25 protein-coding genes are annotated in these 25,739 nt (G+C 67.2%); 14 read left to right on the top strand and 11 right to left on the bottom strand.

The window, feature by feature from the left end:
- Window positions 1-162 precede the first annotated feature (162 nt).
- Complete coding sequence (locus tag RMP09_RS15245) at window positions 163-1,419, top strand: anion transporter (RefSeq protein WP_310566836.1); 1,257 nt, start codon at window positions 163-165, stop codon at window positions 1,417-1,419.
- Here the strand turns inward: RMP09_RS15245 and RMP09_RS15240 are convergent.
- From RMP09_RS15240 to RMP09_RS15215, 6 genes are all read right to left on the bottom strand, one after another.
- The gene (locus RMP09_RS15240; RefSeq protein ID WP_310566835.1) at window positions 1,409-2,155 is read right to left on the bottom strand and encodes an amino acid ABC transporter ATP-binding protein; all 747 of its coding nucleotides are present in this window, start codon (window positions 2,153-2,155) and stop codon (window positions 1,409-1,411) included. The two genes, RMP09_RS15245 and RMP09_RS15240, sit on opposite strands and share 11 nt — an antisense overlap.
- Before the next feature lie 111 nt (window positions 2,156-2,266).
- On the bottom strand, window positions 2,267-2,917 hold the full coding sequence (locus RMP09_RS15235) for an amino acid ABC transporter permease (RefSeq protein ID WP_310566834.1): 651 nt from the start codon (window positions 2,915-2,917) through the stop codon (window positions 2,267-2,269).
- Window positions 2,910-3,587: an amino acid ABC transporter permease gene (locus RMP09_RS15230; RefSeq protein ID WP_310566833.1), complete on the bottom strand. Its 678-nt coding sequence runs from the start codon at window positions 3,585-3,587 to the stop codon at window positions 2,910-2,912. The genes RMP09_RS15235 and RMP09_RS15230 overlap by 8 nt, the downstream gene beginning before the upstream one ends.
- Before the next feature lie 114 nt (window positions 3,588-3,701).
- Window positions 3,702-4,490: a transporter substrate-binding domain-containing protein gene (locus RMP09_RS15225; protein WP_409559738.1), complete on the bottom strand. Its 789-nt coding sequence runs from the start codon at window positions 4,488-4,490 to the stop codon at window positions 3,702-3,704.
- 2 nt (window positions 4,491-4,492) lie between these two features.
- A complete protein-coding gene (locus RMP09_RS15220) occupies window positions 4,493-5,224 on the bottom strand; it encodes a GntR family transcriptional regulator (protein ID WP_310566831.1) in 732 nt (243 codons plus the stop codon).
- A gap of 165 nt (window positions 5,225-5,389) precedes the next feature.
- Entirely contained in the window at window positions 5,390-6,292 is a 903-nt protein-coding gene (locus RMP09_RS15215; protein ID WP_310566830.1) for a DUF6279 family lipoprotein, read from the bottom strand.
- 40 nt (window positions 6,293-6,332) lie between these two features.
- On the opposite strand from RMP09_RS15215, the gene glmU reads away from it, so the two are divergent.
- A complete protein-coding gene (gene glmU / locus RMP09_RS15210; RefSeq protein WP_310566829.1) occupies window positions 6,333-7,733 on the top strand; it encodes a bifunctional UDP-N-acetylglucosamine diphosphorylase/glucosamine-1-phosphate N-acetyltransferase GlmU in 1,401 nt (466 codons plus the stop codon).
- 141 nt (window positions 7,734-7,874) lie between these two features.
- Here the strand turns inward: glmU and RMP09_RS15205 are convergent, their stop codons facing one another.
- Both RMP09_RS15205 and RMP09_RS15200 read right to left on the bottom strand, forming a co-directional pair.
- Window positions 7,875-8,579, bottom strand: a complete 705-nt coding sequence (locus RMP09_RS15205; RefSeq protein WP_310566828.1) for a DUF2726 domain-containing protein — start codon at window positions 8,577-8,579, stop codon at window positions 7,875-7,877.
- 68 nt (window positions 8,580-8,647) lie between these two features.
- On the bottom strand, window positions 8,648-9,175 hold the full coding sequence (locus RMP09_RS15200) for an Lrp/AsnC family transcriptional regulator (protein ID WP_310566827.1): 528 nt from the start codon (window positions 9,173-9,175) through the stop codon (window positions 8,648-8,650).
- 126 nt (window positions 9,176-9,301) lie between these two features.
- Here RMP09_RS15200 and glmS point away from each other — a divergent pair, with 126 nt between their 5' ends.
- Together glmS and RMP09_RS15190 are read left to right on the top strand one after the other, a co-directional pair.
- A complete protein-coding gene (gene glmS / locus RMP09_RS15195) occupies window positions 9,302-11,164 on the top strand; it encodes a glutamine--fructose-6-phosphate transaminase (isomerizing) (protein ID WP_310566826.1) in 1,863 nt (620 codons plus the stop codon).
- Window positions 11,165-11,645: 481 nt separating this feature from the next.
- Entirely contained in the window at window positions 11,646-11,924 is a 279-nt protein-coding gene (locus RMP09_RS15190) for a hypothetical protein (RefSeq protein WP_310566825.1), read from the top strand.
- A gap of 282 nt (window positions 11,925-12,206) precedes the next feature.
- On the opposite strand, the gene RMP09_RS15185 is transcribed toward RMP09_RS15190, so the two are convergent.
- Together RMP09_RS15185 and RMP09_RS15180 are read right to left on the bottom strand one after the other, a co-directional pair.
- Entirely contained in the window at window positions 12,207-12,707 is a 501-nt protein-coding gene (locus RMP09_RS15185) for a hypothetical protein (protein ID WP_310566824.1), read from the bottom strand.
- A gap of 352 nt (window positions 12,708-13,059) precedes the next feature.
- Entirely contained in the window at window positions 13,060-13,509 is a 450-nt protein-coding gene (locus RMP09_RS15180) for a MerR family transcriptional regulator (RefSeq protein WP_310566823.1), read from the bottom strand.
- A 77-nt stretch (window positions 13,510-13,586) separates the two neighbouring features.
- Between RMP09_RS15180 and RMP09_RS15175 the strand changes: the two genes are divergently transcribed.
- The 5 genes from RMP09_RS15175 (at window position 13,587) to RMP09_RS15155 (ending at window position 19,285) form a co-directional block, all read left to right on the top strand.
- Window positions 13,587-14,477 (top strand): type 1 glutamine amidotransferase domain-containing protein, encoded by an 891-nt coding sequence (locus RMP09_RS15175; protein WP_310566822.1) that lies wholly within the window; start codon window positions 13,587-13,589, stop codon window positions 14,475-14,477.
- Window positions 14,478-14,557: 80 nt separating this feature from the next.
- Window positions 14,558-15,556 carry an acetoacetate decarboxylase (ADC) gene (locus tag RMP09_RS15170; RefSeq protein ID WP_310566821.1) on the top strand — a complete coding sequence of 333 codons (999 nt, stop codon included), beginning with the start codon at window positions 14,558-14,560 and terminating at the stop codon, window positions 15,554-15,556.
- A gap of 41 nt (window positions 15,557-15,597) precedes the next feature.
- Window positions 15,598-16,530, top strand: coding sequence for an SDR family oxidoreductase (locus tag RMP09_RS15165; RefSeq protein ID WP_310566820.1), 933 nt, complete (start codon window positions 15,598-15,600; stop codon window positions 16,528-16,530).
- A 53-nt stretch (window positions 16,531-16,583) separates the two neighbouring features.
- Window positions 16,584-17,048: a 2Fe-2S iron-sulfur cluster-binding protein gene (locus RMP09_RS15160; protein ID WP_310566819.1), complete on the top strand. Its 465-nt coding sequence runs from the start codon at window positions 16,584-16,586 to the stop codon at window positions 17,046-17,048.
- A complete protein-coding gene (locus RMP09_RS15155) occupies window positions 17,045-19,285 on the top strand; it encodes a xanthine dehydrogenase family protein molybdopterin-binding subunit (protein WP_310566818.1) in 2,241 nt (746 codons plus the stop codon). Before RMP09_RS15160 ends, RMP09_RS15155 begins: the two co-directional genes overlap by 4 nt.
- 145 nt (window positions 19,286-19,430) lie before the next feature.
- Here the strand turns inward: RMP09_RS15155 and hutC are convergent, their stop codons facing one another.
- On the bottom strand, window positions 19,431-20,132 hold the full coding sequence (hutC, locus tag RMP09_RS15150; protein ID WP_310566817.1) for a histidine utilization repressor: 702 nt from the start codon (window positions 20,130-20,132) through the stop codon (window positions 19,431-19,433).
- A 128-nt stretch (window positions 20,133-20,260) separates the two neighbouring features.
- On the opposite strand from hutC, the gene RMP09_RS15145 reads away from it, so the two are divergent.
- The 5 genes from RMP09_RS15145 to RMP09_RS15125 all read left to right on the top strand — a co-directional run bounded on the left by RMP09_RS15145 (window position 20,261) and on the right by RMP09_RS15125 (window position 25,735).
- Window positions 20,261-21,589, top strand: a complete 1,329-nt coding sequence (locus tag RMP09_RS15145; protein WP_310566816.1) for a YjiH family protein — start codon at window positions 20,261-20,263, stop codon at window positions 21,587-21,589.
- A 29-nt stretch (window positions 21,590-21,618) separates the two neighbouring features.
- On the top strand, window positions 21,619-23,322 hold the full coding sequence (gene hutU, locus RMP09_RS15140; RefSeq protein WP_310566815.1) for a urocanate hydratase: 1,704 nt from the start codon (window positions 21,619-21,621) through the stop codon (window positions 23,320-23,322).
- A gap of 71 nt (window positions 23,323-23,393) precedes the next feature.
- Window positions 23,394-24,245, top strand: coding sequence for a transporter substrate-binding domain-containing protein (locus tag RMP09_RS15135; protein ID WP_310566814.1), 852 nt, complete (start codon window positions 23,394-23,396; stop codon window positions 24,243-24,245).
- Window positions 24,246-24,285: 40 nt separating this feature from the next.
- Window positions 24,286-25,011, top strand: a complete 726-nt coding sequence (locus tag RMP09_RS15130) for an ABC transporter permease subunit (protein WP_310566813.1) — start codon at window positions 24,286-24,288, stop codon at window positions 25,009-25,011.
- A 1-nt stretch (window position 25,012) separates the two neighbouring features.
- Entirely contained in the window at window positions 25,013-25,735 is a 723-nt protein-coding gene (locus tag RMP09_RS15125) for an ABC transporter permease (protein ID WP_310566812.1), read from the top strand.
- Window positions 25,736-25,739: the final 4 nt, after the last annotated feature.

Genomic DNA, 25,739 nt, shown 5'->3' with positions numbered 1-25,739 from the left:
GCGGCATCAAGAACCCGCGCATCTGGACCGCCGAGCGCGACATGGAAATGTGGAAAGCCCTGCAGGGCTGATCCGCCCGCCGGGCCCATTTTCAAGGCCGCCTTCGGGCGGCTTTTTGCTGCCCGGCGCTACGATCACCGCTCTCCAACCGATCCGTTGCCCATGTCTTTTTTCTCGCCGCATGCCACCGCCGACTGGGCCGTGGTCGCCGTCTTCGCCACGGTCTACCTGGGCATGTTCCTGGGCGGTCTGCCGCGCCTGAAGCTCGACCGTTCCGGCGTGGCCCTGCTGGGCGCGATCGCGGTGATCGCGCTGACCGGCATGCCGCTGGAAGAGGCGGCACGCTCGGTGGACCTGCCCACCATCGTGCTGCTGTTCGCCTTCATGGTGGTGTCGGCGCAGATGCGGCTGGGCGGCTTCTACACCGAGGTCACGCGCCGCGTGGGCGCGCTGCCGCTCTCGCGCGCGGGCCTGCTGGCGGCGCTGATCGCCATGGCCGGCGGGCTGTCGGCCATCTTCTCCAACGACATCATCTGCCTGGCCATGACGCCGGTGGTCGCCCGCCTGTGCCTGCAGCGCGGGCTCAACCCGATCCCGTTCCTGATCGGGCTGGCCTGTGCGGCCAACATCGGCTCGGCCGCCACGCTGATTGGCAATCCGCAGAACATGCTGATCGGTTCGGTGCTGCGGCTGCCCTTCGGGGCCTACCTGCACGCCGCCGCAGCGCCGGTGGCCATCAGCCTGGCGCTCCTCTGGGCCTGGCTGGCCTATGGGCCCGGTGCCCGCACCGGCGCGCCCGAACTGCGCCGCCCGGTGGCCGTGCAGGTGCAGATGGCGGGGGAGCCGTTCGATCGCTGGCAGACCGCCAAGGGCCTGGCCGTGGCCACCGCTTTGATGGGCGTGTTCCTGTTCACCGAATGGAACCGCGACGTGGCCGCGCTGGTGGGCGCGGCGGTGCTGCTGCTGTCCCGCCGCTTCCACTCGGCCGACGTGATGGGCTTTGTGGACTGGCCGCTGTTGCTGCTGTTCATCGGCCTGTTCGTGGTCAACCACGCCTTCGGCCAGACCGGGCTGGCCGGCGAGGCCGTGGCCTGGCTGGCGGCGCAGGGCGTGCACCTGACCGACCCGGGCGCCCTGCTGGTGCTGGGCACGGTGCTGTCCAACCTGGTGTCCAACGTGCCGGCGGTCATGCTGCTGCTGCCGCACCTGGGGGCCGACCCGCATCAGGCCGGCGTGCTGCTGGCGCTGGTGAGCACCTTCGCCGGCAACCTGCTGCTGGTGGGCTCGATCGCCAACCTCATCGTGGCCGACCTCGCGGCCAAGGAAGGCATCGTGCTCGACTGGAAACGCCACCTGCTCACCGGCCTGCCGGTGACGTTCGCGTCCCTGCTGGTGGTGTGGGTCGTGTTCAGTCGGTGATCGACGCCAGGAACTGCTGCAGTTCCGGCGTCTGCGGGCGGCTGAACAGTTCATCGGGTGGGCCCATCTCGTGCACCCGGCCCTGGTGCATGAAGATCACGCGGTCGCTGACCTTGCGGGCAAAGTTCATTTCGTGCGTGACCATCAGCAGCGTCATGCCCTCGTCGGCCAGCGACTCCACCACGCGCAGCACCTCGCCCACCAGTTCGGGGTCCAGTGCGGACGTGATCTCGTCGCACAGCAGCACGGCCGGGTCCATGGCCAGGGCGCGGGCGATGGCCACGCGCTGCTGCTGACCGCCCGAGAGCTGGTCGGGCCAGGCGTCGAACTTCTCGCCCAGGCCCACGCGGGCCAGCAGCTGGCGCGCGCGCTGTTCGCCGCTGGCCTTGTCGGTCTTCTTCACGAGGCCGGGGGCCAGCATCACGTTGCGGCCCACGCTCAGGTGCGGGAACAGGTTGAACTGCTGGAAGATCATGCCGACGTGCTGGCGCAACTCGCGCATCGCGGCCGCGTTGTCGTGCAGCAGCGGCTGCCCGTCCACGCTCAGGCTGCCGGACTGGAACACTTCCAGCCCGTTGATGCAGCGCAGCAGCGTGCTCTTGCCCGAGCCGCTCTTGCCGATGATGGCGATCACCTCGCCGCGTTTGACCTGCAGGTCGATGCCCTTGAGCACCTCGTTGCTGCCAAAGGATTTGCGCAGTTGTTGAATCTCAACGATCGGGTTGCTGGTGGTCATGGCAAGGGTGCGGGCGGGAGGGTTTGAGGCAAGGCAACCGCGGAACGGGCTTGGCCCGGCCGCTGGTTGCGTCCCCCTGGGGGGAAGGCGCGACGCGACGCAGGGGGGTGTTCACCTGACGGCATTCATTTTCCTTTCGAGAGCGCGCGCGGTCAGGCTCACCGGGAAGCACAGCGCAAAGTACATCAGGGCCACGCAGCTGTAGACCAGGAAGGGCTGGAAGGTGGCGTTGGTGATCATGGTGCCGGCCTTGGTCAGCTCGACGAAGCCGATCACCGAAGCCAGCGCCGTGCCCTTGATGACCTGCACCAGAAAGCCCACGGTGGGTGCGATCGCGATGCGCGTGGCCTGCGGCAGCACCACGTGGCGCAGCTGCTCGGCAAAGCTCAGCGCCAGGCTCTGCGCCGCCTCCCACTGCCCCCTGGGGACCGAGGCCACGCAGCCGCGCCAGATTTCGCACAGGAAGGCGCTGGTGTAGAGCGTGAGCGCCAGCGCGGCCGAGACCCAGGCCGAGGTGTCGACGCCGAACAGCGCCAGGCCGAAGTAGGCCAGGAACAGCTGCATCAGCAGCGGCGTGCCTTGAAAGAGCTGCACGTAGCCGGCCACGAAGCGTTCGGCGCCCGGCCAGCGCGCGGTGCGCGCCACCAGCAGCAACAGCCCGACCAGGCCGCCACCGATGAAGGCGACCAGCGAGAGCGCCACCGTCCAGCGCGCGGCCAGCAGCAGGTTGCGCAGGATGTCCCAGAGGGTGAAGTCAACCACGGGCACCTCCGCGACCAAAGATGAAACGGGGGCCGGCCCAGTTCAGCAGGGCACGCACGCCGACGGACAGCAGCAGGTAGAGACCTGTCGCGACGATGAAGGCTTCGAACGCGCGGAAGTTGCGGCTCTGGATCAGGTTGGCCGCGTAGCTCAGTTCCTCGGTCGCGATCTGACCGCACACCGCCGAGCCGAGCATGACGATGATGATCTGGCTGGTCAGCGCCGGCCAGACCTTGCGCAGCGCGGGCGGCAGCACCACGTGCACAAAGGTCTGCGCCTTGTTCAGCGCCAGGCTGGCCGCCGCTTCGTATTGCCCTTTGGGTGTGGCCTCGATGCCGGCGCGCACGATCTCGGCCGCGTAGGCGCCGAGGTTGATCACCATCGCGATCACCGAGGCGATCTCGGGCGTGAGCTTCACGCCCGCCGCCGGCAGCCCGAAGAACACGAAGAACAGCTGCACGATGAAGGGCGTGTTGCGGATGGTCTCCACATAGGCCCCCACCCCCCAGCGCAGCCACCCCGGCCCGTGGCTGCGCGCCCAGGCGCAGGCCACACCCAGCGCCACGCCCAGCAGGGCCGAGACGGCGGTCAGGCCCAGCGTCCAGGCCACGCCGTGCAGCAGCAGCGGCCACTGCGCCAGCACGGCCAGGAAGTCGAATTCGATGCGCATGTGATTAGGTCTTTCGCAAAGTTCAGGCGCGATTCGCCGCCGGGCCGCCCCCAAGGCGAATCAGTCCCCTCGGGGGGCAGCGACCCGCGCAGCGGCGGAGCGTGGGGGCTTGGTTTATTCGGGCAGGTTGCCGGCGGGGCGGCCCAGCCACTTCTTCGCCATCGCGTCGATGTCGCCCGCCTTCTTGGCCGCCAGGATGATCTCGTTGACCTTGCTGCGCAGCGCGTCTTCCCCCTTGGCCACGCCGATGAAGTTCGGGCTGTCCTTGAGCAGCAGCTTGTATTCGGTGCCCAGCTGCGGGTTGCGCGCCATCAGGTTGCCGGCCACCGACGCGCCGGTCGCGATCACCTGCACCTGACCCGAGACGAAGGCCGAGACGGTGGCGTTGTTGTCTTCAAAACGTTTGACGTCGGCGGTGGCCGGCGCGACCTTGCTCAGCTCCTGGTCTTCGATGGCGCCGCGCGTGACGCCGACCGACTTGCCCGCCAGGTCGGCGAACGACGTGACCGGCAGCGACTTGGCCGCGAACACGGCCTGGAAGAAGGGCGAGTAGGCGACGGTGAAGTCGATCACTTTCTCGCGCTCGGGGTTCTTGCCCAGGGTGGAGATGACGAGGTCGGCCTTCTGCGTCTGCAGGTAGGGGATGCGGTTGGCGCTGGTCACCGGCACCAGTTCCACCTTGGTGCCCAGCTTGGCGGCGATGTACTTCGCCATGTCCACGTCCAGGCCCTGGGGCTGCAGGTCGGTGCCGACGAAGCCGTAGGGCGGGAAGTCGGTCGGGATGGCGATCTTGATGGCCTTGGCCTTCATCACGTTGTCCAGCGCGGACTGGGCGTGGGCGGCGCCGGTGGCGGCCACAGCGGCCAGGGCGAGGGTGGTGGCGACGAAGGTGCGTTTGTTCAGGTTCACAGCAGGGCTCCTAGGTAGGTTTCAGCGGAAGGGGTGGAGGAGGGGGAAACGGGGGCGGGCGGCTTGACCGGTGCCAGCGCCTGCCGCAGGTCGGCCAGCGGGTCGTCCACCGGCGCCAGGCGCAGGGCGGCCTGCACCTGGCCGATGTGTTCTTCCATCAGGCGCTCGGCTTCGGGAACATCGCCGCGCTCGAGCGCCTCGACGATGGCCACGTGGTCCTGGCAGGACTGCACCGCGTCGTGCGTGCTCTGGTAGAGCATGGCGATCAGCGTGGTGCGGGCGGTGTAGTCGCGCAGCGTGTCGGCCAGCAGCTGGTTGCCCAGGCATTCGGCCAGGCAGACGTGGAAGTCGCCCAGCAGGTAGCTGCGCTGGCCCACGTCGCTGCCCTTGAGGGCGGCCTGTTCCTGTTTGACGTGCTGGCGCAGGCGTTTGATGGCGGCCTTGTCCACCGCGCCGTGGCGGCGGATCAGCCCGGTCTCGATGACGCGGCGCGCCTCGAAAGCCTCACGCGCCTCGTCGTGCGAGGGCTGCACCACGTACCAGCCGCGGCGCGAACTGACGGTGACGATGCCGCGCGCGGCCAGCCGCACCAGCGCCTCGCGCACCAGGGTGCGGCTGCAGTCGAACAGCATCGAGAGGTTCTGTTCGCCCAGGCGCGTGCCGGGCGCCAGGCGCTGCGCCAGGATGGCTTCGATGATGCGTTGGGCGATGTCGGTGGAGCTGACCATGCCCACCGTGTTTGCGAGAAGCGTGCCAACGCCATGCAGGTCTTGTATGCAAGTTGGGTGCGCCAGATGTGTGCGCACAGCCCGTTGCGCAGCGGTCTGCGCACCACGCCCGTGCCGCCGGGCGGGGAGGTGGTGTCCGAAACGGGGCGCGGTGGGCCCGGCCGCTCAGTCCTGTGCGGCGAGCGCGCGCAGGTCGTCCTCGTAGCGCCGGATCTCCTGCTGCGCGTGCTGGCGCTGGGCGGCGCTGGTGCTGTTGTGCAGCGCGGCGAAGGCCTGGCAGCCGTGGCGCACCCAGCCCGCCGCCTCGCCGCCCGCGCTGGGCGCGGCGAACAGGCCGCGTTGCAACCAGGCCTGCAGGGCCTGCGCCGCGGCCCGGGGGGCGGGGCCGTCGCCGGCGGTGCGGCCCGCCTGCGCGGCCTGCAGCTGGCGGATCAGGCCCAGCAGCTCGGCCTGGCGCGCCCGCCGGTCGGCCAGCGTGCGGGCGGGGTCGAAGGGCGCGTCCCGCAGGCTCTGGCGCACCTGCGCCACCTGGGCGTTGCTCAGCGCGCCATAGATGGTTTCGTAGCGGTCCACCGCGCGCTCCAGGCGGCGTTCGAGCCGCTGCTCGGCACTGCCGCGCAGGAAGTCTTTCTCGAAGCCCTCGTTGCTTTTGGCCTGGTGGCGTTCCATGTGCTGCAGCTGCGCGGGCGTGAGCGACAGCGCCAGCCGCGCCAGCGGTTCGTGCCCGCGCTCGATCAGCCGGGTGGCGACGGTGCGCAGCACCTCGGTCTGGGCACACACCTGCTCGGCCGACAGGTCGGCCGCCGCCAGCGCCCGCCACTGCCGCAGCCGGTCGGCGTAGGCGGGCAGCTCGGTCTGCCGGTGCCAGGCCAGGAAGCGGTCGATGTCCTGCCGCACGCGGCCGCTCTGTGCATCGTCCAGATCGGCGTAACCGTCCACCCACCAGTAAATCAGCGACGGTGCCTGCTGGTAGCCCAGCCGCAGCGCGCTGCAGCCGGCTAGCAGCAGCGCGGCGACGGCGGCCAGTGCCAGAGGACGCCAGAAGCGGGCGGCGATAATTTGCGCCATTCGAAACACGGGGTGCATGGGCGCCCCCAGCGAGGTGTGCATGACGTTCCCTGTGGATGTGGTGGTGATGGCGGCCGGCAAAGGCACGCGCATGAAAAGCAGCAAACCCAAAGTGTTGCACCGGCTGGGCGGCCGTGCGCTGGCCCAGCACGTGATCGACACCGCCGCGCGGTTATCGGCGCGTTCGGTGGTGGTCATCACCGGCCATGGGGCCGATCAGGTCGAGGCCGGCCTGACGGCGCCGGCCGGTGGCGCCACCGCACTGCGCTTCGTGCGGCAGGAGCCGCAGCTGGGCACCGGCCACGCGGTGCAGCAGGCGGCCCCGGTGCTGCCGGACGACGGCGTGACCCTGGTGCTGTCGGGCGACGTGCCACTGACGCGCGCCGACACGCTGCAGGCCCTGATCGACCTGTGCGGCGGCCAGCACCTGGCCCTGCTGACGCTGGACATGGCCAACCCCACCGGTTACGGGCGCATCGTGCGCGGTGCGGATGCTGCGGTGCAGGCCATCGTCGAGCAGAAGGACGCCAGCGAGGCGCAGAAAGCCATCACCGAGATCTACAGCGGCATCATGGCCGTGCCCACCCGCCTGCTGCGCGGCTGGCTGGCTCGGCTGGACAACCGCAACGCCCAGAACGAGTACTACCTGACCGACGTGGTCAAGTTCGCCGTGGCCGACGGCCAGACGGTGAAAGCCCACCGCATCAGCGACGCGGTGCAGGTGGCCGGCGTCAACAGCCCGGTGCAGCTGGCCGAGCTGGAGCGTGCCCACCAGCGCCGCCTGGCCGACGCCTTCATGGAGCAGGGCGTGCGCCTGGCCGACCCGGCCCGCTTCGACCTGCGCGGTGAACTGGCCTGCGGCCAGGACGTGGAGATCGACGTCAACTGCGTGTTCGAAGGTTCGGTGAGCCTGGGCAACGGCGTGCGCATCGGCGCGAACTGCGTGATCGCCAACGCCCGCATCGACGACGGTGCGGTGATCCACCCCTTCACCCACATCGACGGCGAAAAGCTGGGCGTGGGCGTGGGCGCGGGTGCGCTGATCGGCCCGTTCGCCCGCCTGCGCCCCGGCGCGCAGCTGGGGGCCGAGGTGCACATCGGCAACTTCGTGGAAGTGAAAAATTCGACCCTGGCCGCCGGTGCCAAGGCCAACCACCTGGCCTACCTGGGCGATGCCACCGTGGGCGAGCGGGTGAACTACGGCGCCGGCAGCATCACCGCCAACTACGACGGCGCCAACAAGCACCGCACCGTGATCGAGGCCGACGTGCACGTGGGCAGCAACTGCGTGCTGGTGGCGCCGGTCACCATCGGCGCCGGCGGCACCATCGGCGGCGGTTCCACCATCACCAAGAGCACCGAGCCGGGCGCCCTGAGCGTGGCGCGTGGCAAACAGGTCAGCATTGCCAACTGGCAACGACCGGTGAAGAAGAAGGGCTGACGCGCGCAGTGGCGGAGCGTGGGGGCGACGGGCCAGCCGCCGGGCCGCCCCCAAGGCAGGCCCAGCCCCCGGACCCGGCGAGGACCGGGTCCCTTCCCGGTTTTGGGGCAGCGACCCGCGCAGCGGCGGAGCGTGGGGGCTCTATGCCCTTTTCAATGCATGGGCGCGCGCCGACGGGGGCCGCTGGCGTGCGGCGCGCTCGGTCTCTTCGTCTTCCAGGTTCATCAGGCTGCTCATGCCCATGACGTCGGAGTCGCGAAAACCCGTGGCCGGGTAGAGCTGGTCGAATTCGGAGAACTTGGATTCGAGCTGCTGGCGCACGCTCTCGGTCTGTTCCTGTTTGGGCTTGGGCTGTGGCAGTGCGGCCAGGTTCAGCTGCTGGCGAAAGTCCGCCGGTGAGGGCATGCGGTGGATGCCGTCCTTGAGGAACAGAAACCGCACGCCGGCCGTCTTGAGGATGCGGTTCTTCAGCTTGCTCTGGTGCGCCTTGAGCTTGGCGTTGCTCAGGTGGTACTGCTCGATGTCAAAGGCGAACACCGGACGGCCGTCCTCGCCACAGACCACGAAATCCACGCGGTGGTTGCGCAGCCGCTCCTGGGCGCGCCGGTGGTCGGACGAGCGGCGCACCGACAGGATGTCCTTGAGCAGCATGTTGGGCAGCACGACCTGATCGGGGAAGGTGTCGCGCAGGTAGTCGAGCATGTGCACCTGCTCGGGCGTGAGGATGCGCTCGGGCGTGTAGCGATCGTCTCGCCCCGACGCCTTGCCGCCATAGCGCCGGTAGGCCCAGAAGCCCAGGCCGGCCATGGCGAGCGCCAGGCTCAGGGTGATCCACAAAGGCAACATCTTGTGCTCCGGTTTTCGCTCATTTCGGGTTTTTGCGATTCTAGGAAGATGTCACCTCTTCTGAAAAGCTATAACCCTTTGTTACTACTTTCTATTGTGACCGATGGCAGGGGCAGGCGGGGATCGAACTTGGCACGTTTGACGCTGAAGAAGGCCTTGACGTTGCGCACGTTGGCGTCGGCGGTGAACAGTCGCTGGGCCAGGTCGCGGTAGGCGGGCATGTCGGGCGTGTGCGCCACCAGCATGAAATCGGGCCCCGGGCTGACGCGGTAGCACTGCTGCACGGCCGGCTCGGCCACGGCGCGGGCCTCGAAGGCGTCCAGGTGTTCGGCGGCCTGCCGCTCCAGCGTGATTTCCAGCAGCGCCGTGAGGCCGTGGCCCGTCAGCTGCGCCAGCCGGTCGGGGTTGAGCAGCGCCACCTCGCGTTCGATCAGGCCCGTTTCGCGCAGGCGCTTGACGCGCCGCAGGCTGGTGGGGGGCGACACATGGGCGCGCTCGGCCAGGCGCTGGTTGCTCTGCGAGGCGTCGTCCTGCAGCAGCGCCAGCAAACGCAGGTCGGCTTCGTCCAGGGCGATGGATTCCGTTTTTTCTATCATTGTGAAATATTAATTCAACTAAATGAACTGATGAATGATTTGATCAAGATGGCGTGAATTTTGAACATTCATTGCATGATGGGCTGGGTAGCATCACGGCTTTTCCAACCAGTGGAGTGAGCAGATATGTGCGGCATCGTGGCAGGGGTTTCGGGGCGCGACATCGTGCCGGTGTTGGTTCAGGGCTTGTTGCGGCTGGAATACCGCGGCTACGACTCGTGTGGCGTCGCGGTGCACCAGGGCGGCCTCAAGCGCGCGCGCAGCACGGCCCGGGTGGCCGAGCTGGCCGAGCAGGTGAAGACGGAACAGATCGGCAGCGGCACCGGCATTGCCCACACCCGCTGGGCCACGCACGGCGCGCCGGCGGTGCACAACGCGCACCCGCACTTCAGCCACGGCCCGGGCAACAGCTCCACCAACGGCACCGCCGGGCGGGTGGCGCTGGTGCACAACGGCATCATTGAAAACCACGACGAACTGCGCGCCGCCCTGCAGGCCAAGGGCTATGTGTTCGAGAGCCAGACCGACACCGAGGTCATCGCCCATCTGGTCGATTCGTTGTACGAAGGCGACATTTTTGCCGCCCTGCAGGCCGCGGTGGCGCAGCTGCACGGCGCCTACGCGCTGGCGGTGTTCCACAAAGACGAGCCGCACCGCGTGGTCGGCGCACGCGCCGGCTCGCCGCTGGTGCTGGGCGTGGGTGAGGGCGGTCAGGAACATTTCCTGGCCAGCGATGCCATGGCCCTGGCCGGCGTGACCGACCAGATCGTGTACCTGGAAGAGGGCGACCTGGTGGACCTGCAACTGGGCCGCTACTGGGTGGCCGATGGCCAGGGCCGCGCCTACGACGCGGCGCAGCGCCCGGTCAAGACCGTGCACGCCCACAGCGGCGCCGCCGAGCTGGGGCCGTACCGCCACTACATGCAGAAAGAAATCTTCGAGCAGCCGCGCGCCATTGGCGACACGCTCGAAGGCGTGGGCGGCATCACGCCCGAACTGTTCGGTGACGGCGCCTACGGCATCTTCAAACAGATCGACCGCGTGCTCATCCTGGCCTGCGGCACCAGCTACTACAGCGGCTGCGCGGCCAAGTACTGGCTCGAAGAGATCGCGCAGATCCCCACCCAGGTGGAAGTGGCCAGCGAATACCGCTACCGCACCAGCGTGCCCGATCCGCGCACGCTGATCGTCACCATCACGCAAAGCGGTGAAACCGCCGACACGCTGGCCGCGCTGCGCCATGCGCAGAGCCTGGGCATGCCGCACACGCTGACCATCTGCAACGTGGCCACCAGCGCCATGGTGCGCGAGTGCAAGCTCGCCTACATCACGCGCGCGGGGGTCGAGATCGGCGTGGCCTCCACCAAGGCCTTCACCACCCAGCTGGCCGGCCTGTTCCTGCTCACGCTGGCGCTGGCCCAGGTGCGCGGCAAGCTCAGCGACGAGCAGGAAGCCGAACACCTCAAAGCCATGCGCCACCTGCCCGTGGCGCTGCAGGCCGTGCTGGCGCTCGAACCGCAGGTCATCAGCTGGGCCGAAGACTTCGCGCGCATGGACAACGCGCTGTTCCTGGGGCGCGGTCTGCACTACCCGATCGCGCTCGAAGGCGCGCTCAAGCTCAAGGAAATCAGCTACATCCACGCCGAGGCCTACCCGGCCGGCGAACTCAAACACGGCCCGCTGGCCCTGGTGACCAGCGCCATGCCCGTGGTCACCGTGGCACCCAACGACGCGCTGCTGGAAAAGCTCAAGAGCAACATGCAGGAAGTGCGCGCGCGCGGCGGCGTGCTCTATGTGCTGGCCGACGCCGACACCCGCATCAGCAGCAGCGACGGCATCCACGTCATCCGCATGCCCGAGCACTACGGCGCGCTCTCACCCATCCTGCACGTGGTGCCGCTGCAGCTGCTGGCATACCACACGGCCCTGGCCAAGGGAACGGATGTGGACAAGCCCCGCAACCTGGCCAAGAGCGTCACCGTGGAGTAGTTTTGCTAGTGGGTAATGTGCCCGCCGTTTGAAGGGGCTGGCGTTTCCGGACCACGCCCGCTCCTGTGCTCGTGTTTCGGGTCTGAACGAAAAGCCCCTCCGTCGCATGCGACAGAGGGGCTTTTTCATGGGCGTGTGTTCCGCGGGGACTCAATGCCGACGCGTTTGGGAATCAGTGGGCGTGCGACGCGCATCTTTCTCAGGTTGCGGTTCTGGTAGAGCTGGTGTTCGTTTGCTTCGCTTGATGCGCCCAGGATTGACGACTGTCGCCCTTAATAATTTATGTCGCATCCAAGTGTGTGACGGATATTGCTATCAGAAAAAAGAATGCATCAAAAATGCAACATAGTCAAAACGATGATGTCGAAATCGCAAAAATGCACAACAAAAAATCAAATATGTTAAAAATAAAAAATCAGTATGAAACCGTGCTGATTTGTCTTCGCGTACCCATTGAAGGGGGTAAGTGCCCCCGATACCCATGAATTCGAATGTTCTGTCGCAAGCGATCGGTCTGCATGACATCGCCAAAAAAATGCACGCAATTGCCAGGTCTGTCAAACACCTTGCGGTTGCCGTTGGATTGTTGGTGACGATGTATGCGGTCAATCGTGGTGAGTTTGCTTTTGGATTCGCGGTGTTTGTGACGAGTGCTGTTCTGGCTTGGGCGCTGTATCTGTTGAACAGGCATTTCCTGAGCCGTGTCATTGCGCTGAGTTACCACCTGATCGTCAGCAACAAATATCCAGTCGCGGATTGATAGACATGCTCAGAGGTGTTGGATAGGAAATGATTTTTGGAGTAGCGCACAAGCTACGTAGCTTGCCGGCATCGTTCACCGTGGAGTGATTTCGATGGCGGGTGATTCCGCGGTGACCGTAAAAATAATACGTGTCAAAAAAGCAAGAAGTGTCCAAAAATCTTGGGCTCCGTTCAGGGGCGCCAAGAGAGGACACAGGTGGGCTTCGACCTCTGGATCGCCCCCGCTCCGGTAGACAAACCCCGCCTGTCCTTGGGCGGCCAAGCGGCCGTCGCGGGCAACTCAGGGCTTGACAGAGCGCGCGTGCTCGATGACTCGGAAAGTGCTGAGCAAACTCTCGAAGAGCGGCTTGACGTCCGACTGGTTGATGGCTCCGTTCAGGTGCAGTTGGCACAGCGCGTAGATGCCGGTGCGAAACGCGTCCAGGGCAGCGGTGCGCTCCGCTATCACGGTAACGGACGTCGCCGTCTTTTCATTGAATTCGCCTTTGCCTTCGAGCTCGGCCTGGACCTTTTCCGATTGGGCCTTGGCTTCGAGTTTGGCTTCGAGCTCGGTCGACAAGCCGGTGGCCGTGTCAGGCGGAGGCTCGGCACAGAATCGGGATCGGTTGGGCCCTTCGGTCACCACGACGACCGTTCGGCGATCGGCCGCCAGCGAGACCGTGGAAATCACGCCCTTGACCGAGTCTTCGACGACGGGCCGGTTGAAGAATGTCGCTGCGGTCGAAGCGCAGCCCGTGGACAAGACGCCCGCTGCGAGCGGAACAAACAACTTGTAAAACATTTGGACACCTCCAAAGTTTTGAGGGGAGGCAAGTTGTCCCACTTTTCAAGTTTGTGCGGTGAAGCGGGCACCGGGGTGCATCCCCAGTGTTGAGGACGTGTGAAACGCGATTGCCGACAGTCAGGGTGCCAGTTGGAGAGCACCAGTTCGTCCTCAGTGTGCGCCGTCTGTTTGATCCTGCAAGTCGTTCTGTGGGGCCTCTCGGCCGGCTCGTGGGGGCCGGTCAGTGGAAGCCTGTGACATTGCCGCCCCAGTCCGACGGTTGACACTCTTTTTCAAAACGCCTGCCTCGGACAGAACCCTTGCCCCGCTCGCGCACAGCGTGGTGAACAGCGCGGCTTGCTGAGACGGCTCAGGCGCTGCTGCCATCGTTCGGCGGCTCGCTCGGTGCGGCCCCGGTGCTTTCTCTGAGTTTTTCCAGCACCCACTGCGCACGGTCGGTACAGGCCAGGGCGTCGGGACGGTTTTTCACGCTGTCGATGGCGACCAGCAATTGCGCCTTGTTTTGCGCCAGCCGTTGCTGCAGCAATTCGATCTCGGTCACTTTGCGCTCCAGGCTGGCCAGCAAAGCCTCGTGTTGCCACCGCGCCTGGTCATTGGGCAGCAGGTTGCGGATCTCATCGAGCGAGAAACCGGCGCGCTGGGCGCTGGTGATGATGTCCAGCGTCCACAGCGCTTCGGGCCCGTACTCGCGGTAGCCGTTGTCCTTGCGCTCGACGCCGCGGATCAGCCCGCTGCTTTCATAGAAGCGGATGCGCGACGGTGCCAGACCGCTGTGTTTGGCCAGTTCGCCGATTTTCATGGGGTCCTCAAATTTCGCTTGACTCTGAAGTTAACTTTAACCTTAGAGTTGCGTCATCGTCAACCGAGGACACCGCGATGAAAACAGTTGCAACGCATGCCATCCCCAACCGGTCGGGCCCGCTGAGCCGTCTGGGCTCGGCGGTTGTGGCGCAGATCCGCCAGGGCGCCCTGGTGCTGGCCGCGACGGCCGGACTGGCCTTGACGGGACAGGCGCAGGCCCAGTCCCAGGCGCAGGCTCAACAGCCCGGGCCGGCCGCGGCGCCGCGCGTGCTCATCATCGTGACCAATCACGCGGACTATCCGAGCCGCGACGACAAGACCGGCCTCTGGCTGACCGAACTGACGCATTTCTGGGACGTGATGCAGGCGGCCGGGATCGCCATGGACATCGCCAGCCCTGCGGGCGGCCAGAGCCCGCTGGACGAGCGCAGCCTGGGCTCGCTCTACCTCGACGCCTCGGCGCGGGCGCACCTGCGCGATCCCGCGTTCATGGCGCGCTTGGCGAACACCCGCCGCGCGGCCGACGTGGACCCATCGGCGTACGCGGCGATCTACTTCACCGGCGGCCACGGCACGATGTGGGACTTCCGTGACGCGCCCGACCTCAAGAGCCTGGCGGAGTCCATTCACCGCCAGGGCGGCGTGGTCTCGGCCGTCTGCCACGGCAATGCCGCCCTCATGCAATTGCAAGACGCCGATGGCCGCCCGCTGATCGCCGGGCGCCGTGTGACGGGCTTCTCCAACGTTGAAGAGCGCCTGTCCGGCATGAGGAGCCAGGTGCCATTTTTCCTGCAGGACGCGCTGGCGGCGGCGGGCGCCCGGTACGAAACCGCCTGGTTGCCCTTCACCGCCTTCGCCGTCACGGACGGGCGGCTGGTCACGGGACAGAACCCGCAATCCGGCCAGGTGGTGGCCGAGCAGGTGCTGGCGCTGCTGCGTCCGCAGCTGGCGGCCGACCCGCAATAAGCCACCCCGTCACACCCCCTGTTTGCACACCGGGCGGGCGCGGCGCCCGTCCAACCCCACCTCACCTGGAGCACTGCACCATGAACCACAGCACGTCGTTGGCCGCCTTCGGCCTGGCTATTGGCCTGGCTTTGGGCCTGGCCTCCCACACCACCTGGGCGGCCGCACCGGCCGAGCCCGCCCCACCGGAATGGACGACCATCCACCTGGCCGGCCAGCCGGTCTCGGTCGTCAAGGGCGGGCTGTACGACCGGTTCCGATCCAACCCCCCGCTGTCGGTCATCGCCGCCGAGGCGCCCGAGGTGGACCTGAGCTGGTTCAAGCAACTCAAGAAGGAAAAGGTCGACATCGGCTTCGAGTCCTGGTCGCCCAATTTCTATTACCAGAACAGCCGCGTGACGGCCATCTTCACCGCCGACCTGGACCAGCTCAAGGCGCTGATGCCGGCCCAGGTGCTGGCGGCGGTCCAGCCGCTGCAGGTCTGGCCGGGCCGCGGTCTGGTGGCGCTGACCGCCTACACCTACCGCTACTGCGACAACGACAGCTACAACGAAATCGGCCTGTCCGTCATCACCAACCGGCCGGGTTCGACCAGCTTCGGGCCGTTCACGCTGCTGGGCCAGTCCATGTCGGACGACTTCTGGGGCTATGTGCTCAAGCTGCCGGTGGACACCGAGCTGGCGCGGGTGCGGGGTGTGGTGGGCTACAACCTGCCCAAGTGGCTGACCGGGATCACGTACCGCGAGACGGCGCAGTCGGTGGTGGTCGAGGTCCTGGACGCCCAGACCCGGACACCGGACCTCACGCTTGAGACGCAAAAGCTCGGCGATCTGTCCAGCAAGGAAAGCTTCGTGAAGAACAGCTTCACCAACGTCGATCAGAAGGGACAGCTGACATCGGGCTACTCGGTGTCGCGCCAGCTCAGCCATGCCAGCAGCACCAAGGCCGAGTCGGTGAAGCTGACGCTGACCGAGGGGAGCCTGTCGACCTACATCAAGGCGTTGAAACTGGGCAAGCTGGTGAAGTACGAGTACGTGCCGGACTTTCAAGGCGCGCTCTACGCCCCCAAGGCCTTGTGAGCCACTCTGTCACCCCACCATTCGAGATCGGAGAGACAAGCATGCAAACCATTCTGGGCGCGACCGGCCAGATCGCGGTCGAACTGGCCCGCGAACTGCGGCGCCACCACACCAGCGACCTGCGGCTGGTGAGCCGCAATCCGCGCAAGGTCAACGACACCGATGAGCTGGTGTCGGCCAATCTGCTCGACGCCCAACAAACGGCCGCGGCGGTCCAGGGCAGCGATGTCGTGTACTTCACGGCCGGTCTGCCACCGGACACGGCGCTGTGGGAAGCCCAGTTCCCGACCATGCTGCGCAACGCGCTCGACGCCAGCCGCGCGGCCGGCGCCAAGTTCGTCTATTTCGACAACACCTACATGTACCCGCAGGACGACCGCGTGCTGACGGAGGACGCCCCCTTCGAGCCGAACGGGCGCAAGGGGAGGGTGCGCGCCGAGATGGCCAACATGGTGCTGGAGGAAATGGCGCGCGGCGACATCCCGGTGCTGATCGGCCGGGCGCCCGAGTTTTACGGCCCGGGCAAGACGCAGAGCTTCACGAACGCGCTGGTCATCGACCCGCTCAAGCAGGGCCAGAAGCCCCGCGTGCCGGTGCGCGATGACACGCGCCGCACCCTGATCTGGACGCCGGATGCCAGCCGTGCCTTGGCCGCCCTGGGCAACGCCCCGGACGCCTTCGGCCAGACCTGGCACCTGCCCTGCGACGACGACCGGCCGACCTACCAGGCGTTGGTGGCCCAGGCCGCCGAGGTGTTTGGCCGACCGCCGGCGTACACGGTCATCAGCCGTTTTGCGATGACGCTGGCCGGACTCTTCAAGAAGGAGGTCCGGGAGATCCGGGAGCTGCTGCCCCGCTACCACCAGGACAACCTGTTCGACTCCAGCAAGTTCAAGCGGCGCTTCCCGGATTTTGTGGTGACCCCCTACAGTGAAGGTCTGCGCCTGATCCAGCAGCAGATGCCGGCCGCCTAGAACCCGCTGTCGCGCCACCACCCCCATCGTTCTCATCCCAACCAGGAAAGCCCATGCGCCTGAATGTCAATGGCCAGATGCGCGAACCCGATGTCGAACCCGACATGCCACTGCTGTGGGTGCTGCGGGACGAGCTGGGCATCACCGGCCCCAAATACGGCTGCGGCCTGGGCGTTTGCGGCGCATGCACCGTGCACCTCGACGGTGTGGCGACGCGCTCGTGCATCCTGCCGGTCGGCCAGGTGCAGGGCAAAGTCACCACGGTCGAGGGGCTGGGCCAGCCCAACGCGCTGCACATCGTCCAGAAAGCCTGGATCGAGCACCAGGTCGCCCAGTGTGGCTACTGCCAGTCGGGCCAGATCATGACGGCGGCGGCCTTCCTCGCCACCCAACCGGCGCCGAGCGATGCGGAGATCGATGCCGCGATGTCGGGCAACCTGTGCCGCTGCGGGACCTATCCGCGCATCCGCGAGGCGGTGCGGGCCGCCGCCAAGGCGCTGGCCGGAGCCGCACAATGAGCCGGCCGGGAACCATTGCCCGCCGCAGCTTCCTCGTCGGATCGGCCGCCATCGCTGGCGGCGTCGCCTTCGGCACCTATCTGGTCCGCCGCACGCCTGCGAACCCGCTGCTGGCCGAACGCCAGGACGGCGAAACCGTTTTCAACCCCTGGGTCAGGATCGACGCCAAGGGCGTCACGCTCATCGCGCCGCACACCGACCTGGGCCAGGGCGTGCGCTCGGTGCAGGCGGCCCTGATCGCCGAGGAACTCGACCTGGCCTGGGGCCAGTTCAGCGTCGAGCCCGGCCCGCCGAGTGCGGCCTACTACAACACCGCGTCGGCCGACGAGATGGTGCCGTTCCTGTCGACCGACACCAGCGCCACCGCTGAGGCGATGCGTTCGACCCTGGGTGCCGTGGTCAAGGTCCTGGGGCTGCAAATCACGGGCGGCTCCAGCACCGTGCCCGACAGCTTCGTCAAGCTGCGCCTGGCCGGCGCGGTGGCGCGCGAAACGCTCAAGCTGGCGGCCTCGAAGCAAAGCGGTGTGCCCGTCGATCAGCTGAAGACCGAGCAGGGCCACGTCGTTCTGCCCGATGGGCGACGCCTGCCCTACACGGCGCTGGCGCGGGACGCGGCTGCCATCGAACCCCCGCGGGATGTCCCGCTGCGCGACCCCTCGCAGTGGCGGCTGATCGGCAAGCCCATGCCGCGGCTGGACATCGTCCCCAAATCCACCGGGACACTGACCTTTGGCATCGACCTTCGCCTCGAAGGCATGCTGCACGCCGCCGTCAAGGTGAACCCGCGCCAAGGGGGGCCGATGCTCCGCTTCGATGCCCAGGCGGCGACGGGCATGCGCGGCGTGAAGAAGGTCGTGCCGGTGACGAACGGCGTCGCGGTGATCGCCGACAACACCTGGCGTGCGTTCCAGGCCGTCAATGCCATCCACGCCGAGTGGGGGCCCGCGCCGTATCCGCCGGAACAGGCCGAGCACTGGCGCGCCGTGGCCGAGTCGTTTGTCCCCGAGCGGCTGGACAAGGTGTGGCGCAACGACGGCGATGTGGAATCGACCCTCGACGCCAAGGCAATCAGCGCCGAGTACCGGGCGCCTTATCTGGCCCATGCCCCGATGGAGCCGCTGTCGGCGGTGGCCCAAGTCACGCCGGAGCGTGTCGACGTCTGGGTCAGCAGCCAGGTGCCGCGGTTCGCGCAGGAGAAGGTCGCCCAGGTCTGCGGCGTCGCCGTCGAGGCGGTCCATCTGCACAACCAGTACTGCGGCGGCAGCTTCGGCCATCGCCTGGAGTTCGAGAACATCACCCTGGTGGCCGAGATCGCCCGCCAGATGCCCGGCGTGCCGATCAAGCTGACCTTCAGCCGCGAGGAAGACTTCGCGCACGACTTCCCGCGCCAGATCACCATGGGCCGGGCACGCGGCAGCACCCAGAACGGCCAAGTCGAGGCGTACGCGCTGGACATCGCCTCGGTCTCGTCCAGCGCCTCACAAATGAAGCGGATCGGGCTGTCGGTGCCCGGCCCGGACGGCCAGATTCCGGCCGGCGCCTGGAACCTGCCCTACGCCTTGCCGCACTGCCGGGTGCGGGCCTACCGGGTGCCCGAACTGGCGCCCACCAGTTCCTGGCGTTCGGTAGGCGCGTCGTCGGCCGGCTTCTTTGCCGACGGCTTCCTCGACGAACTGATCCACGCGGCCGGCGCCGACCCGATGCAGGAGCGTCTGCGCCTGGTGCGCGACCCCGTGGCCCGACAGGTGCTCGAAGCGGTGGCTGCGATGTCGAACTGGCAGGGCGCGAAGCTGGCGCCCGGGCGAGGCCGAGGTGTGGCCTTGGTCGAATCCTTCGGCGTGCCTTGTGCCCAGGTGGTCGAGGTGACGCAGACGGCGCAGGGCGTGCGCATCGACAAGGTCTGGGTGGCGCTGGACGTTGGCCAGGTCATCGACCCGATCAACTTCGACAACCAGGTCAAGGGCGCTGTGGTCTGGGGACTCGGCCACGCGATGAACTGCGAGGTGACCTATGCCGACGGCATGGCTCAGCAGACGAACTTCCATGCCTACCCCGGCATGCGGCTGAACCAATGCCCGGTCATCGAAGTGCGGGGCCTGGCGCACGGCGCCAAGCTGCGCGGCGCTGGCGAGCCGCCCGTGCCGCCGGCCGCCCCGGCGCTGGCCAACGCCATCTTTGCGGCCACGGGTGTGCGGCTGCGCGAGATGCCGTTCTCCCGGCAGATCACCTTCGTCTGAACGCCTGCAAGCACCCCCGGGACCGGCCGCGTGGCGGGTGGCCCGGGTGTGCGCTGCCAGGCGCATGGGGCACGGGTCGGGCAGGGCCTTCTGAGCACCGGCCGGTGCCCATGCCGTCGGGGGCCACGTCGGTGGACGCCGGACCTCAGAAGCTGCCGGTGAAGCGGTACCGGGACGCCGGGTGCCACATGGACGCCACCGACGCCACCACGCCCTGCGAGTGCGTCTGGCGGTGCAGCACCAGACAGGGTTCGCTGGCGCGCATCTGCAGCAGCTCGGCGATGGGCCGCGGCGCCTCGCAGGCCTCGATCTCGAAGCTCACGCCCTGCAGCGGTGCGACCCGCATGAGATAGGCGTTGGGCGTCTGCGTGGCGAAGTCTTGCGCCAGGTAGTCCGGTGCGGCCAGCGGGTGGACGTGGCGGTCTTCCACCTGGATCGGCTGATCGTTCTCAAAGTGCACCACCACCGAGTGGAACAGGGTCGCACCCGGCTTGAGGCCGAAGCGGCGCGCCAGGGCTTCCCCCGCCCGCGCGCGTTCGAGCAGCTGCAGTTCGCTGCGGTGGCGGTGCCCGCGGGCGGCGATTTCGTCGGCGATGTTGCGGATTTCGACCAGCGTGCCCTGGTACTTCTGCTGCGCGACGAAGGTGCCCGAGCCCTGAATCCGCTCGACGATCTGTTCGTCGCTGAGCGCCCGGATCGCGCGGTTGACGGTCATGCGCGAGACGCCGAATTCGCGCGCCAGCGCCTCTTCACCGGGAATGGCGTCTCCCTGCTTCCAGGTCCCGTCCTGGATGCGCGCGAGCACGTACTGCTTGATGGTGAGGTAGGCGGGTTGTGGGTTGGACATAGGGTTTTTACTGACGTTTCGGGCCCTGGGCTGCCTTGACACCGGGCATTGTGGCCCATAAAGTTGTATATACATTACATATGAAAAATCAATCACCTGTATAGCCATTCAACCGAGGAGACCCTGCCATGACCGCCCATGTCATTCCCACCCAGACCAGCAGTCGCGCCTCGGCGCTGCTGCGCCTGACGGTCTACAGCTGCCTGGGGCTGGTGATGTTTTTCCTGCCGATCGAGATCGGCGGCAAGACCACCATCCTGTTCGACCACGCCGCCACCTGGCTGGCCACGCAACAGCGGCCGCTGGCGATTGCCTTCGTGCTGGCGCTCATGGTCTGGGGCGCGGTCTCGCCTTTTGTCAACGGCAGCTGGCGCGCCAGCACCACCGCGGCCGTGTTCAGCGCGCTCAAGGTCCTGGGCCTGGTGCTGGCGCTGATGTACCTGACCGGCACCGGCCCGGCCGTGCTGTTCCAGAAGGACATGCTGCCCTTCCTGTTCGACAAGCTGGCGCTCACCGTCGGCCTGATCGTGCCGCTGGGCGCGGTGGCGCTGGCCTTTCTGGTCGGCTTCGGCCTGCTGGAGCTGGTGGGGGTGCTGATGCAGCCCGTCATGCGCCCCATCTGGCGCACGCCCGGCCACTCGGCCATCGACGCCGTGGCGTCCTTCGTGGGCAGCTACTCGGTGGGCCTGCTGATCACCAACCGCGTCTACCTCGAAGGCAAGTACACGGCGCGCGAGGCGGCCATCATCGCCACCGGCTTCTCCACCGTCTCGGCCGCGTTCATGATCATCGTGGCCAAGACGCTGAACCTGATGCCGGCCTGGAACTTCTACTTCTGGTCGACCTTCGTGATCGCCTTCGCGGTCACCGCCATCACGGCCTGGATGCCGCCGATCTCGCGCATGGACAACAGCGGTGGCGTGAGCGACGCCCTGCCCACCGGCCGCAACCGCTGGCAAGCCGCCTGGGACGCGGGTTTGAGCCAGGCACAGGGCGCGCCCGCCCTGTGGCGCGTGCTGCAGGTCAACCTGCGCGACGGCATCGCCATGGCCAGCGCCGTGGTGCCCACCATCCTCGCCGTGGGCCTGATCGGCCTGCTGCTGGCGCGCTACACGCCGGTGTTCGACCTGCTGGGCCTGCTGCTCGTGCCCTTCGTGTGGATCGCCGGCCTGGCCGAACCCATGGCCACCGCCAAGGCCCTGGCCTCGGGCCTGGCCGAGATGTTCCTGCCCGCCATCCAGCTCAAGGGCGCCGACCCGGTGGTGCGCTACGTCGCCGCCGTGGTCTCGGTCAGCTCGGTGCTGTTCTTCTCGGGTTCCATCCCCTGCGTGCTCGCCACGCGCATCCCGCTGTCGCTGCGCCAGATGGTTGCCGTCTGGTTCGTGCGCACCGTGCTCAGCCTGCTGATGGCCGCCGCCGTCGGCCACGTCGCCCTCGCCCAAGGCTGGATCGCCTGATCCCGCCGCCTTTCTTCTGGAGAACCCCCATGACCACCTCAACCGACCCCCGCTTCGATCCGACCCGCGTGATCCGCGCCCCGCGCGGCAGCCAGCTCAGCTGCAAGAACTGGATCGCCGAAGCCGCCTACCGCATGATCCAGAACAACCTCGACCCCGAGGTCGCCGAGAACCCGCAGCACCTCGTGGTCTACGGCGGCATCGGCCGCGCCGCGCGCGACTGGGCCTGCTTCGACCAGATCCTCGCCTCGCTGAAAGACCTGAACGAGGACGAGACCCTGCTGGTGCAGTCGGGCAAGCCGGTCGGCGTGTTCAAGACCCACGCCAATGCGCCGCGCGTGCTGATCGCCAACAGCAACCTGGTGCCCCAGTGGGCGAACTGGGAACACTTCAATGAACTCGACCGCAAGGGCCTGTTCATGTACGGCCAGATGACCGCTGGCAGCTGGATCTACATCGGCAGCCAGGGCATCGTGCAGGGCACGTTTGAAACCTTTGTGGAAGCCGGCAAGCAGCACTACGGCAACGATCTGTCGGGCCGCTGGATCCTGACCGCCGGCCTGGGCGGCATGGGCGGTGCGCAGCCCCTGGCCGCCACGCTGGCCGGCGCCTGCTCGCTCAACATCGAGTGCCAGCAGAGCAGCATCGACTTCCGCCTGCGCACCCGCTATGTGGACAAACAGGCGCGCGACATCGACCATGCGCTTGAACTCATCAAAGAACACACCGCCAAAAAAGAAGCCGTGTCCATCGCCCTGCTGGGCAACGCGGCCGAGGTGCTGCCCGAGCTGGTGCGGCGCGCGAAGGCCGGTGGCATCAAGCCCGACCTGGTGACCGACCAGACCTCGGCCCACGACCTGATCAACGGCTACCTGCCGGCCGGCTGGACGGTCGAACAATGGAAAGCCGCGCAGCGCGATCCGGCGCAACACCAGCGCCTGACCGCCGAGGCCGCCCAAGGCTGCGCCGTGCACGTGCAGGCCATGCTGGACTTCCAGGCCATGGGCATCCCCACCGTGGACTACGGCAACAACATCCGCCAGGTCGCGTTCGACCAGGGCGTGAAGAACGCGTTCGATTTCCCCGGCTTCGTGCCCGCCTACATCCGCCCCATGTTCTGCGAGGGCAAGGGCCCGTTCCGCTGGGTCGCGCTCTCGGGCGACCCGGAAGACATCTACAAGACCGACGCCAAGATCAAGGAACTGTTCCCCGACAACCACCACACCCACCGCTGGCTGGACATGGCGCGCGAGCGCATCGCCTTCCAGGGCCTGCCGGCGCGCATCTGCTGGCTGGGCCTGGGCGAGCGCCACCTGGCGGGCCTGGCCTTCAACGAGATGGTGCGCAAGGGTGAACTCAAGGCGCCGATCGTGATCGGCCGCGACCATCTGGACACCGGCTCGGTCGCCAGCCCCAACCGCGAGACCGAGGCCATGAAGGACGGCACCGACGCCGTGAGCGACTGGCCGCTGCTCAACGCCCTGCTCAACACCGCCGGCGGCGCCAGCTGGGTCAGCCTGCACCACGGCGGCGGCGTCGGCATGGGCTACTCGCAGCACTCGGGCATGGTGATCGTGGCCGACGGCAGCGACGCCGCCGCCGAACGCCTGGCGCGCGTGCTGGTCAACGACTGCGGCTCGGGCGTGATGCGCCACGCCGACGCGGGCTACGACATCGCCATCGCGACCGCGAAGAAGCAGGGCCTGAAGCTGCCCATGATGAAGACGTCCTGAGCCATGACCCACCGGGCACCCGCTGTACGAATCTCCCCCGTCCGTTCCTCCAACCCCTCTGAAAGCCAAGCATGAAAATCCAAAACGTCCTCCCCGCAGGCCTCCTGGCTCTGGGCATTCTGGCCTGCGCCGCACCGGCCCAGGCCAAAGACTGGAAGTCCGTCACCATCGCCACGGAAGGGGCCTACGAACCCTGGAACCTGACCCTGCCTGGCGGCAAGCTCGGCGGCTTCGAGATCGACATGATCGAGAACCTGTGCCCGCGCATGAAGATCACCTGCAAGCTGGTGGTGCAGAACTGGGACGGCATGATCGCGGGCCTCAAAGCCGGCAAATACGACGTGATGATGGACTCCATCGTCATCACCGAGGAACGCAAGAAGGAGGTCGCCTTCTCCGTCCCCTACGCGTCCACCTCGGCCAGCTTTATCGGCGCCAGCGGCAAGCTGCTGCCCGAATCCAAGGGCGAGACGATGAAGCTGGGCACCGACGCCAAGACCGTGCGCGCCGCCGTCGAGCCGCTGCGCGCCGCCCTCAAGGGCAAGACCATCGGCATCGCCTCGGGCACGGTCTACACCAAGTTCATCGACGAGCATTTCAAGGACATCGCCACCGTGCGCGAATACAGCGCCTCGGCCGACACCATGCTCGACCTGAAGGCCGGTCGCATCGACGCCGCGTTCGACGACGTGACCCTGATCAATTCCATTCTGGCGAAACCGGAAAACAAGGGCCTGGCCTACAGCGGTCCGAAGATCGGCGGCTTGGTGTTCGGCGAAGGCGAAGCCCTGGGCTTCCGCAAGGCCGATGCCGATCTGAAAGCGATGTTCGACGCCGCCATCAAGGCCGCGCTGGCCGACGGCACGATGAAGAAGCTGTCGCTCAAGTGGTTCAAGACCGACCTGACCCCCGCCAACCCCTGAGTCCAGCCCAGGCCACCGTCAATCAGACCGGAGCGTCCCCATGGATCTGTTCGAAATGTTGGGCTTCAGCGAGCAGGGCTGGGGATCGGCCCTGCTGCTGGCCACGCTGTTGACGGTGGCACTGACCCTGTGCGGGCTGCTGGTCGGCTCGGTTTTCGGCGCGCTGATCGCTGCCGCCAAGCTCTCGCCGCGGCGCAGCCTGCGCAGCGTCGGTGAGCTGTATTCCACCGTGTTCCGGGGCATCCCGGAGCTGCTGGTGATCTACCTGTTCTACTTCGGCGGCTCGACCCTGATCACCGCCGTCGGCCAATGGTTCGGCGCCGAGGGCTTCATCGCCACGCCGCCGTTCCTGGTCGGCGCGCTGGCGGTGGGCATGATCTCCGGCTCCTACCAGGCCGAGGTCTACCGCGGCGCCTACCTGGCCGTGGCGCAAGGTGAACTGGAGGCCGCACGCTCCATCGGCATGCCCACGCTGATGCTGGCACGGCGCATCCTGATGCCGCAAATCTTCCGGCTGTCGCTGCCCGGTCTGGGCAACGTCTGGCAGATGAGCCTGAAGGACTCGGCGCTGATCTCGGTCACCGGTCTGGCCGAGCTGATGCGCACCACGCAAATCGCCGCCGGATCGACCCGCCAGTATTTCGTGTTCTACATCGTCGGCGGCCTGCTGTATCTGGTGCTCACCGGTATGTCGAACCAGGTGTTCAGCCGGGCTGAAAAGCACATGGGCAAGTCCCAGCGGCGCAACCTGGCGGGAGGCCACTGAGATGGACTTCGAGTTTTTGTTCAACACCATGGGCAAGCTGCTGGCCGCCGTGCCCACCACGCTGGGCCTGTTCTCCCTGTCTATGCTGTTCGGTGGCCTGCTGTCGCTGGTGATCGTGGCCATGCGGGTCAGCCCCTACCCGGCGCTTAGCTGGTTTGCGCGCGGCTATGTGCTGGTGTTCCGCGGCTCGCCGCTGCTGATCCAGCTGTTCTTGATCTATTACGGCCTGGGCCAGTTCGAGGCCGTGCGCGACAGCGTCGCCTGGGTGGTGCTGCGGGAACCCTATGCCTGCGCGGTGCTGGCGCTGGCCCTGTGCACCGCCGGCTACACCGCGGAAATTTTGCGTGGTGGCCTGCTGGCCGTGCCGCACGGCCAGATCGAAGCCGGCCTGGCCACCGGCATGTCGCGCTGGACCCTGCTGCAGCGGGTGATCGCGCCGATCGCGCTGCGCCAGTGCCTGCCCGCCTATTCCACCGAGCTGATTCTGCTGGTGAAGTCCACCGCGCTGGCCAGCCTGGTGACGGTGTGGGACGTGACCGGCGTGGCCCAGCAGATCATCCAGCGCAGCTACCGCACCATGGAGGTGTTCCTCTGCGCCGCCGCCATCTACCTGGTGCTGAACTTCCTGCTGGTGCGCGCCGTGGCGCTGCTTGAACACCGGCTGTCGCCGCACCTTCGCAAGCGACCCGGCACCGCGGTCAACGCCCAAGCCCAACCCCTCTGAGCCG

The organism is Hydrogenophaga sp., assembly GCF_031426985.1.
Lineage (GTDB): Bacteria > Pseudomonadota > Gammaproteobacteria > Burkholderiales > Burkholderiaceae_C > Hydrogenophaga.
This window is presented reverse-complemented; position numbering and strand designations above follow the sequence as displayed.